Genomic DNA, 9,286 nt, shown 5'->3' on the forward strand with positions numbered 1-9,286 from the left:
CTTGCGGTGGACAACGGCGTCATCCTCGGCACCCCCTGACCCTGCTGTCCTCGGCCTCAGGCCCGCAGTGTGGCCGCGAAGTGCTCGCGCAGCATGCCGATCACGTCGTCCGGGCGGTCGCTCGGATAGAAGTGGCCGCCGGGGAAGACCTTGAGGTCGAAGGCGGCCGTGGTGCGGGCGCGCCAGGCGGCGGCTTCGGGCAGCGGCGTCCAAGGGTCCTGGTCCCCCGTCAGGGCGGTGACCGGGCAGGTGACGGCGGAGCCGTGGTCGGCCCGGTAGGCCTGGAGCGCCCGGTAGTCGCCGCGCAGCGCGGGCAGCACCATGCCCAGCAGTTCCTCGTCCTCCAGGAGGCGCGCGTCGGTGCCGCTCATGGCCCTGACCTCGGCGATGATGCCGTCGTCGTCGAGCGGGCGGGACGGTTCCGGGCCGTCGGCGGCGGGGCCCGGGCGGCCTGAGACGAAGAGGTGGTCGACGCGGCCGCCCGCCCGCTCGATCCGCCTGGCCACCTCGAAGGCGACGAGCGCGCCCATGCTGTGCCCGAAGAGGGTGAGGGGGAGGTCGTGCCAGCGGTCCAGCGCCCCGGCCACCTCGTCGGCCATGAGGTGCAGGTCCTCGGCGGCGCGTTCCGCCCGGCGGTCCTGCCGTCCGGGGTACTGCACGGCCAGCAGGTCGACCGTGTCGCGCAGTTCGGCGGAGACCGGGAAATAGAAACTCGCCGAGCCGCCGGCATGCGGAAAGCAGACCAGCCGCCGGGTGGCCGTCGGCGAGGGATGGAAGCGGCGGCACCACAGGTCGCTGTCCAGAGAGAGGGAAGTCATGTCGGTCTTTCATTCCTTTCTCGAAATCCGCTCGATGTCGGTGGACGGGGTGAGGCGATCATGCGCAACATCATCCGCACCGGCTGGTGCGCGCTAATGCCGGGTGCGGTGATCGGCAGGCCACGGGCACCGCATATCGCACCATGCCATGCCAGTTGGAAAGTCAGCAAGGGCGCACTCTCGGACACCGGCCCGCCCACAGGCCGGGTTCAATTCCGGCTATTTCCGCGGTGAATGGCGGGATCGATGCGGTACGGAGCAGTCCTGTGGGATTTACTGGGCGCCGACTCAGCAGCAACGGTCCGGCCGGGCCGCGCGCCGGGGATCCGGCCGAGGAGGCGAGGAACACCTCATGGCAAGGCTGTACGCCGTCAGCGACCTCCACGTGGCCCATCCGGAGAACAGAGCGATCGTCGAGGGACTCTTCCCCGTCGACGAGGAGGACTGGCTGCTGCTGGCCGGGGACGTGGGCGAGCTGGCCGCGGACGTGGAGTGGGTACTGCGGCTGCTGGCCGACCGGTTCTCGACGGTGGTGTGGGTGCCGGGCAACCACGAGCTGTGGACCCATCCGTCGGACCCGGTGCGGCTGCGCGGCGAGTACCGGTACCGGTATCTGGTGGACCTGTGCCCGAGCCTGGGCATCCGTACGCCGAGGACCCGCACCCGGTCTGGACCGGGCCGGGTGGGCCGGTGACGATCGCGCCGCTGTTCCTGCTGTACGACTACAGCTTCCTGCCGCCCGGGGTGGCGGACGCGGGGGCCGCGCTGGCACTGGCCGAGACCGCCGGGGTGGTGTGCAGCGACGAGTTCCTGCTGCACCCGGACCCGTACCCGACGCGGGCCGACTGGTGCCTGGCGCGGGTCGCCGCCACCGAGGCGCGCCTGGCCGCCTGCGACCCCGCGATGCCGACGCTGCTGGTGAACCACTTCCCGCTGATCAGGAAGCCGACGGAGGTGCTGCGGCACCAAGAGTTCGCGCTGTGGTGCGGGACTGCGGCGAGCGCGGACTGGCCGGTGCGCTACCGGGCGTCGGCCGTGGTCTACGGGCACCTGCACATTCCGCGGACCATCCACGCGGACGGGGTCCGGCACCAGGAAGTGCCCCTCGGCTACCCGCGCGAGTGGCAGCACTGGGGCAAGCCGGACCCGCTGCTGCGCGAGGTCTTCCCCGCCGGGGGGCGGCCGTGACGGGCCCGCGCACGCCAGCACGATCCGCGCGCGCAGGGGCAGTGCCTGGGCCGACGACGCCCGCCGCGTCCACCGTTCCAACACCGCCCGCTCGTCATCAGACAACAACAACGGTTCCAGCTTCGGGCCCCGGCGAGGAACTGACGCACCAGCAGCAGAAGTCACACACCAAATAACGATCAACTACTGGCGCAGCACACCAGTAGGACTCCGTTACGTCTGCCTCTCGGTCCTGTTTGGGGGAATGCTGCGGGTGTGGACGAACATGAAGTGAACCGGGCTCGGGCGAAGTTGGGGTTACTCGTGGCGGATGCGCTCGCTTCGGTGCCGCGCAAGGATCAGCGGGCGAAGGGCGACTGTTATCTGCGGGGGCTGATGCTGGACGGGCGCCGCAAGTCGATCCAGCCGATGGCGGAGCGGCTGCCGGACGGCAACGAGCAGAACCTGCAGCAGTTCGTGAACCAGTCGACCTGGGATCCGGTGCCGGTGCGGCGGCGAATCGCGCAGCGGAGGGCGCCCCAGGTCGGCCCGGATGCCTGGGCGGTCGATGACGTGTCGTTCCCCAAGGACGGGAAGATGTCGGTGGCGTTCGCCCCCCCATTACTGCGGAGCGCTGGGCAAGCAGGCCAACTGTCGGGTCGCGGTGAGTGTGCACGCGGTCTCCGACACCGCGTCGTGTCCGCTGCAGTGGCACCTGTTCGTGCCGCAGGAGTGGGCGCAGGATCCGGTCCGCCGGCGCAAGACCGAAATCCCGGAGGAGATCGGGCACCGGGAGAAGTGGCGCCCGGCCCTGGACACCGTTGATGAACTGGTGGAATGGCAGGGCCCCTTGCATGATCGCGTTCTGTCCGGGTTCATCCGGTGATGCCGAGGGCGGTCAGGGGTCTGCGGCAGTCGCGGGTGTTGTGGCGCAGGACGGCTGCGATGTCGTCACGCAGCGCACCGACTCCACCCACTTCCTGTCCGCCGCACGGGAGTTGACCCGCTTGGAGCTGGTGACCGAGGCGGTCCGCGCCGTGCTGGAAGAGGTGGCCCGCGACGCGCCAGAGGTGCTAGATGAGCTGGTCACCGCCGAATGGGCCCAACGCTACGGCCGGCCGGTTCGCCTGTGCTCCCAGCCCGGCCACCCCGCCGCCCGCCAGGAGCAGGTGGGCAACGACGCCCGCGAACTGCTGCAACGCCTTGACGCCCGGTTCCCCGGCGGCGCTCCGGCGCAGGCGAAGGTGCTCCGAACGATCCTGGTGCAGCACGTCCTGGTGGATGCCAAGGGGCGGTTCAGGCCGCGCACGATGCGCGACGGCAGGCCACCCTCCCGGATTCAGATCGAGTCGCCGTATGAGACCGAGGCGCGCTGGACGCGCCGCGGCGACACCCGCTGGACCGGCTACCTCGCGCACGTGACCGAGACCTGCGACGACAAGCGGATCAACGTCATCACCGACGTGGCCACCGCCGTCTCCAGCGCGGACAGTCAGGCGCTGCCCGGCATCCACGCCCGCCTCAGGCGGCTGCGCCTGCTGCCGGACCGGCACCTGGTCGACGGCGGCTACACCTCCGTGGCCGGCCTGGACGCCGCCGCCCGCCTGCATCGCGTCACTCTGATCGGGCCGCTTCCGCCCAGCACCACCCCGCAGCACCACCCCGCAGCACCGGGCCAACGACGGATTCGGCCGGGAGAATTTCATCATCGGCTTCGACCAGCGCGAGGTGACCTGCCCCAACGGGCAGGTCAGCGCCAACTGGCAGGACCTCCCGGTGGCCGAGCCGACCAAGGTCGCAGTCCGGTTCGACGCCCGCCAGTGCGGCCGCTGCCCCGAGCGGGCCAAGTGCACTCCAGGCCCATTTCGCAGCCTGTACTTTCCCACCCACCGCCTGCACGAACTCCAAACCAAAAACCGCGCCGACCAGCAGGATGCGGACTGGCGCCGACTCTACGGGCGACACTCGGGGGCCGAGGGCACCATCGAGGAAGTCGCGGACGGCCACCGCGGACACCGGTGCCGCTACCGCGGCCTGGCCAAGACGCACGTCCAGCACGTCCCAACCGCACTCGCGATCAACGTCGAGCGGCTGAGCCTTCAAGAACCCGACGACGGCTCGTACCGGCCCCGTCCTCAAGATTCCCGACAGAGTCCCCCTCAGTGAGGAAGAACCGTCCGCTGCGCCGCATCGTGCTGGCAAGCGCCGCGACCGTGTCCGGCATGGTGCTGCTGCCGTCCCTGAAGCCGCACACGACGCCGGCCGTCGCCGCGCTCGCGTCCGCTCCGGCGCCGTCCGGCAGTTCGGGCACGTCCAGTGACGCAACCGGGTCGAGCGGGACAAGCGGGTCGAGCGGAGCGGCCACCGGCACCCGGAGCGGCACCGGGGACTCGGTCCAGCCCCGCTACGGCCCCGTCCAGGTCCGCGTCACGCTGGAGAACGGAAAACTCACCGGCGTCGCCGCGGTCACCTACCCCCAGGACAACCCCAGGGACCAGCAGATCAACAGCTACGCCGTCCCACGGCTGACCGGGGAGGCGCTCACCGCCCAGAGCGCCGACATCGACACGGTCTCCGGAGCCACGTACACCAGCGACGGCTACCGCCAGTCACTCCAGTCGGCGCTGGACTCCGCGGGCCGCTGACGCGCCGCGCCGTGCCAAGCCGTGCCGTGCCACGGGCTCGTGACACGGCTCAGTCGGTGAGGTCCACGCTCAGGTGGGAGATGAAGACCCACTCGCTGTCGATCTCGCGGCAGCCGTAGATCGCGTTCTACCGGTCGTGGAACTCGTCGCCCCCAGCTGCCGCAGACTCGTCCTGATCGTCGCGAGCCTGTCCCCGTAGAAGGTCACCACGCTGCTGTCGATCAGCGTCTTGTCCACGTCCGTCGACGAGCCGAACAAGGTGCTGTACAGCTCCGGTCAAGGACGCCGGCTACACCTCTCTGCGCGACACCCGTCGGGGAAGCCGACCCCGCGGCGCGATCAGGTCGTGCGCTTCAAACAGGCCTCGATCTCATCGGCGGCCCGAACGGCCCCGCCGGCCTCCCGGGTGAGCTGCTGTGCCTCGGCGACCCGCTCCCGCACGGCCGCGTCGCCGGCCACCGCGGTGATCGCGGCCCGCAGCAGGCGCACGTCGGCCTCCGCGGGCAGCAGCATCCGGCCCAGGCCCAGCTCGGCCATCCGTTCGGTGTTGGCCGCGACGTCCGGCCAGGTCGGCACCCCGACCATCGGGCAGCCGGCGTCCAGGGACTCCAACACGCCGCCCATGCCGCCGTGGGTGACCACCAGCCTGGCGTGCCGAAGCACCGCCAGGTGCGAGACCCAGCGGTGTACCTCGACATTGCCCGGCAGCGGACCGAGTCCGGCCGGGTCCGTTCCCTCGCCGACCGAGATGACGGCGTGCCAAGGCAACCCGGCGAAGGCCTCCACGCACAGCCGGAAGAGCTCCGGGTGCTTGTTGTGCACGGTGCCCATCGAGACCAGCGCCACCGGCAGACCGCCCGCCGGAGGCTGCCACTCCCCCAGGAAGGAACGGTCCGTAAGACACGGCCCGACGAAGACGAAGCGCTCGTCGAAGCTCTCGCCGTACGGCTGGAAGAAGCGCGGCACATGGACGAGGTTGAGGTCCTCGGTGCGCATCAGGAACTCATGCGCCGGCTCGTCGATGCCGTGCGAAGCAAGCAACTGCGCCATCCGGACCCCGAACTCGACCACCACCTCCTCGGTGAGCGGGACCGCGCCGTCCGCCTCCATCATCTTCTGCACGAAGGAGTAGGTGTCGTTGGAGGCGAAGAACGGGGTCGACTGGACGGCCGGAAGCTCCCAGGTGTCGGCCAGTATGCGGCCGGCTTGGAAGGCCACGGCGTCGTAGACCACCACATCGGGCCTGGCGTCGGCGAACTGCTCGCGCACCGCGTGCAGGATGGCGATGTTCTCGTCCAGGAAGATCAGCGGGGCGCGCCCGTTCTCGGGATCGCCCACACTGTCCAGGGGCTGAGTGGATTCGTAGCGCAGATGCTCGGCGCCGACCTCGGCCAGGGCCTGGGCGAAGTCGTCGACGGCCGCGTAGGTGACCCGGTGGCCACGGCGTACCAGTTCGCCGACGATCGCCAGGGTGGGGAAGACATGGCCGCGGGCCGGGATGTTGACCATCAGGATATGGCTCACTGCTACTCCGTCGGGGAGAAGGGACCGGGAAGGGGACCACGCGGCTCAGCGCGGGTTTCAGGGCGTGTCTGGCAGATAGCGGCGTCCGCCCGGGGGCGGGCCCGACCGCTGGGGGCACCTCCCGGCGGTAGCTGGGGGAGCGCGCGTGCCAGGCGCCCGGGGCCAGGCGGGATGTGTCGGACACGGCCTAGTCCGGGTCGGCCTCCGGCTGCGGCTCGGCGGCCCACTGGGCGCCTGCGATCTCCTCGGCACTCAACCGCCGGCGCGGGATCCAGACGGGGACCGTGCCCTCCTCGTTGCGGCCTTTGTCGAGGATCGCCAGGTTGTGGTAGAAGTGCGCACCGGCCAGTGTCCGGTCGGCCTCTCCCGCGCGGCGCGCGGCCGGCGGCTCGTGCTCCTCGTGGTTGAGGCCGTCGAGCAACTGCTTGAGGAACCCCATGCTGGTGGTCGGGTCGCTGAGCCGCTGTGAACTGCCGTCGAAGCCCGGCCAGTAGGAAGTCTGTAAGTCCTCGATCACATAGAGCCCACCCGGTACGACGTGCGGGAAGAGCGCGCCGAAGGCGGTGATGACGTCCGGGCAGTAGTGGCTGCCGTCGTCGATGACGATGTCGATCGGCCCGATCCGCTCGGCCAGTGCGGTGAGGAAGGCTGGGTCGGCCTGGTCGCCCTGGACGGTGTGGATCCGCTGCTCACGCATCGCCGTCTTGTCGTAGACGTCGACCCCGTAGACGAGGCCCCGCCGGAAGAAGCGCTTCCACATCCGCAGCGAACCACCGCCCGCCGCCGGGTCGGCATAGCCGCCGATACCCAGCTCCAGGACGGTGAGCGGCCGGTCCCGCAAAGGGGCGAAGTGCCGGGCGTAGTGGTCGGTGTAGTAGTGCAGCCCCCACTTGTCCGAACCGTAACGCAGCGACAACTCGGCCAGGTCGAGTGGCTGTTCCGCCAACCCGCGGAGCAACTGCTGGACGACCGGGAAGGCCGCCATCGCGGGCAACACACGAGCCGGGTCCTCGATGCCGTGCCACTTGATCCGGGGCGTGCGGTGGCCAGCGGTGTGCCGGGCGCCGAAGACTGCGCGGGCCAGGTCGAGCAGGTCCAACTCGACGCTGGCACTGGGCGCGTCGGCCGGCCCGGTGCGGTGCTCGGCCTTGGGCCCGGCCAGCAGGTGGTGCTGGAGCACCACGCCGTCGAAGGCGAGCTCGAACTGCACTGCCATCGGTGCGGCGAGTTGCTCGCTCAGGTCGGCCCTGCTGGCCAGCTCGTCCACCAGGTCGGCGGCCGTCAGCTCGGCGCCCGCCGACCTGATCACCGCCGCGAGCTGCTCCTCGGGCCCGTCCGCCGCCAGGATCAGGGCGTGGATCCGACGCAGGTTGTCCTCGTGCGAGCCATGGTGCTGCGAGCTGTTCATGTGCCGGCCGTTCTCGTGCTCTCCGGTGAGGGCGGTCATGCGTTGGCCTTTCCACGAGGGGTCGTCTCCGGGGTGATCTTCCGTGCGGATCTCGGATCGCAGTGCACTTCGGCAGCGTTCGCCCAGGTCCACGACTGGTACTGCATCCGCAGGACCATGGGCGGGGTCGGCTCGGGCTATGACTGCGAGGATGATCAGGTGCCGCTTCGGGCGGTGGCCCGATCCGAGCTGTGAATGGCGTTGCTGCCTCGGTGTTGATCTGTCGGCGACTGGAGCGGTACTCGCTGCCGCCAGGGGTCCGTACGGTCTTCCTGTCGCAGGATCTTCCTGGTTTGGCTGTTGACGCCTCCTGCGCTGCCGTTGTGGTGGGGCAGGGTGACACCGGCATTCACGGCGGCGCGGTCGAGTTCGAGGCCGTTGCGGAAGCTGTGCGGGTGGGGCAGGTCGGCGGTGCGGACCGTGGTGACCCACTGGGTGTGCTTGTTGTTGTCGTTGGCCTGAGCCGACGTCAGGAGTGCGGCGAACTCGCCGGTGGGTCGGGCGAGGGCGGTCATCTCCGAGCAGGTGTCGGTGAGGAGGCCGAGCAGGTGTCGGTGAGGAGGCCGAGCAGGTCGGTGTCCCTGGTCCGCGGGGTGTTCGGGGTGGGTGAGCAGGAGCCGGGCGGGGCTGCGGGCGGTTGTCACGGGGCGGTCGCCTTCGGCGCGGCCCTGGTGGAGGTGGCGGACCAGCAGGTTGGCGCTGCCGGTGCAGCCCAGTGTGCTGCTCTCGTGAAGGGGGTGGGTGACGGGGCCGGCCGGGTTGTCGGACCGACGCCGGCGCGGGTGGCCGGCCGTCGCGCGACCTGGACGTCCGGGTCGGCGCGGGTGGCGGCGGTCACGACAGTGCCGTGGCACCGGTGAGGATGACGCCCAGGCCGTGCGGCTCGGTTCCGACGCTTCCGCCGAGCAGGTACCCCACACTCATGACAGCTCCCGGGAATTGTGTGAAATGAGGGAACGGTGCGGCCCAACCGTAGTGCAGTGGAAACCTCTCTACCAGCACAATGCCGCAGAATCCGTCCTTAGACCGGATGATCGGGTACCCGTCTCGTGGCGCGATATCGATACGCTATTCCGGTCTGGGAAAATCCGCCGGACGCATATCGCCGGAGGGTTCCCTCCGCCCTTCGGGATGGATATTACGGAGGATGATCCGGAAGCGCACAGCCCGCATCCTCTCCCTACGGCTCAATGAATTCCGGGAGGACGCGGGGTGGCCATGTCCCGACGCTCAGCACACCGAGGGAGTGTGCCCGGGAGACCAGAGCCGCCCGGTTTAACCACCTGGAAATGACGCAGCATCAAACCTATGCGGTATTCGACTCCCTGTCGGCTCAGAAAGCGACGCCGCCAGCCGGACGGTCGAGGTGCCGAACGCGACGCCTTCCAGAGTGCGGTCGTCCAGGGCGGTCAGCCGCCCGATTCCCGCGTCGTCGGGAGGCCCCCCGTCCGCCGGACCGGCGTCGGCGGCGCGCCCGGTCCGCGGCGGCCCGTGCGCGGGCAGGATGCCGCCGGCGGTGGATATCGGTGTCACCCTCGGCACCCTCCTGTTGTCCCCTCGTCGTCAAGCGGGTGCGACGGCTCCGGCCGGTCCGTGGCAGGGCCCCGGCGGCCGGACACGAAGAGGTGGTCGACCCGGCCGCCCGCCCGCTCGATCCGCCTGGCCACCTCGAAGGCGACGAGCGC

General features: G+C 70.3%; 8 protein-coding genes and 2 pseudogenes. 4 read left to right on the forward strand and 6 right to left on the reverse strand.

Translation table 11 applies throughout. The features are described 5' to 3' along the window. Positions 1–56: 56 nt before the first annotated feature. Positions 57–818 (reverse strand): thioesterase II family protein, encoded by a 762-nt coding sequence (locus tag B9S61_RS34800; protein WP_103545747.1) that lies wholly within the window; start codon positions 816–818, stop codon positions 57–59. A gap of 352 nt (positions 819–1,170) precedes the next feature. On the opposite strand from B9S61_RS34800, the pseudogene B9S61_RS34805 reads away from it, so the two are divergent. Further along, positions 1,171–2,006: pseudogene (locus tag B9S61_RS34805) on the forward strand (metallophosphoesterase family protein). Between the two features lie 255 nt (positions 2,007–2,261). Beyond that, positions 2,262–2,826, forward strand: a pseudogene (locus B9S61_RS34815) (transposase); the annotation flags it as partial. Between the two features lie 232 nt (positions 2,827–3,058). On the opposite strand, the gene B9S61_RS40495 reads toward B9S61_RS34815, so the two are convergent. After that, positions 3,059–3,745, reverse strand: a complete 687-nt coding sequence (locus B9S61_RS40495; protein ID WP_146065028.1) for a hypothetical protein — start codon at positions 3,743–3,745, stop codon at positions 3,059–3,061. Positions 3,746–3,761: 16 nt separating this feature from the next. On the opposite strand from B9S61_RS40495, the gene B9S61_RS34825 reads away from it, so the two are divergent. After that, complete coding sequence (locus B9S61_RS34825; protein ID WP_258040017.1) at positions 3,762–4,151, forward strand: transposase; 390 nt, start codon at positions 3,762–3,764, stop codon at positions 4,149–4,151. Further along, positions 4,148–4,630: an FMN-binding protein gene (locus tag B9S61_RS34830; RefSeq protein ID WP_103545750.1), complete on the forward strand. Its 483-nt coding sequence runs from the start codon at positions 4,148–4,150 to the stop codon at positions 4,628–4,630. Before B9S61_RS34825 ends, B9S61_RS34830 begins: the two co-directional genes overlap by 4 nt. Positions 4,631–4,969: 339 nt before the next feature. On the opposite strand, the gene B9S61_RS34835 is transcribed toward B9S61_RS34830, so the two are convergent. From B9S61_RS34835 to B9S61_RS34860, 4 genes are all read right to left on the reverse strand, one after another. After that, a complete protein-coding gene (locus B9S61_RS34835; RefSeq protein WP_146065029.1) occupies positions 4,970–6,154 on the reverse strand; it encodes a macrolide family glycosyltransferase in 1,185 nt (394 codons plus the stop codon). A 187-nt stretch (positions 6,155–6,341) separates the two neighbouring features. Continuing rightward, positions 6,342–7,601 carry a class I SAM-dependent methyltransferase gene (locus tag B9S61_RS34840; RefSeq protein ID WP_103545752.1) on the reverse strand — a complete coding sequence of 420 codons (1,260 nt, stop codon included), beginning with the start codon at positions 7,599–7,601 and terminating at the stop codon, positions 6,342–6,344. 155 nt (positions 7,602–7,756) lie between these two features. Next, a complete protein-coding gene (locus B9S61_RS34845; protein WP_146065030.1) occupies positions 7,757–8,245 on the reverse strand; it encodes a hypothetical protein in 489 nt (162 codons plus the stop codon). Between the two features lie 885 nt (positions 8,246–9,130). Further along, the coding region (locus B9S61_RS34860; RefSeq protein ID WP_258040018.1) for a thioesterase domain-containing protein at positions 9,131–9,286 on the reverse strand (156 nt) is incomplete at its 5' end.

It is taken from the genome of Streptomyces sp. SM1, assembly GCF_002910825.1.
Lineage (GTDB): Bacteria > Actinomycetota > Actinomycetes > Streptomycetales > Streptomycetaceae > Streptomyces > Streptomyces okerensis.

Bases quoted from the DNA above. Each gene is read 5' to 3' on its own strand.
- B9S61_RS34800 (WP_103545747.1), bottom strand. From the start codon at position 818: ATGACTTCCCTCTCTCTGGACAGCGACCTGTGGTGCCGCCGCTTCCAT.
- B9S61_RS34840 (WP_103545752.1), bottom strand. From the start codon at position 7,601: ATGACCGCCCTCACCGGAGAGCACGAGAACGGCCGGCACATGAACAGC.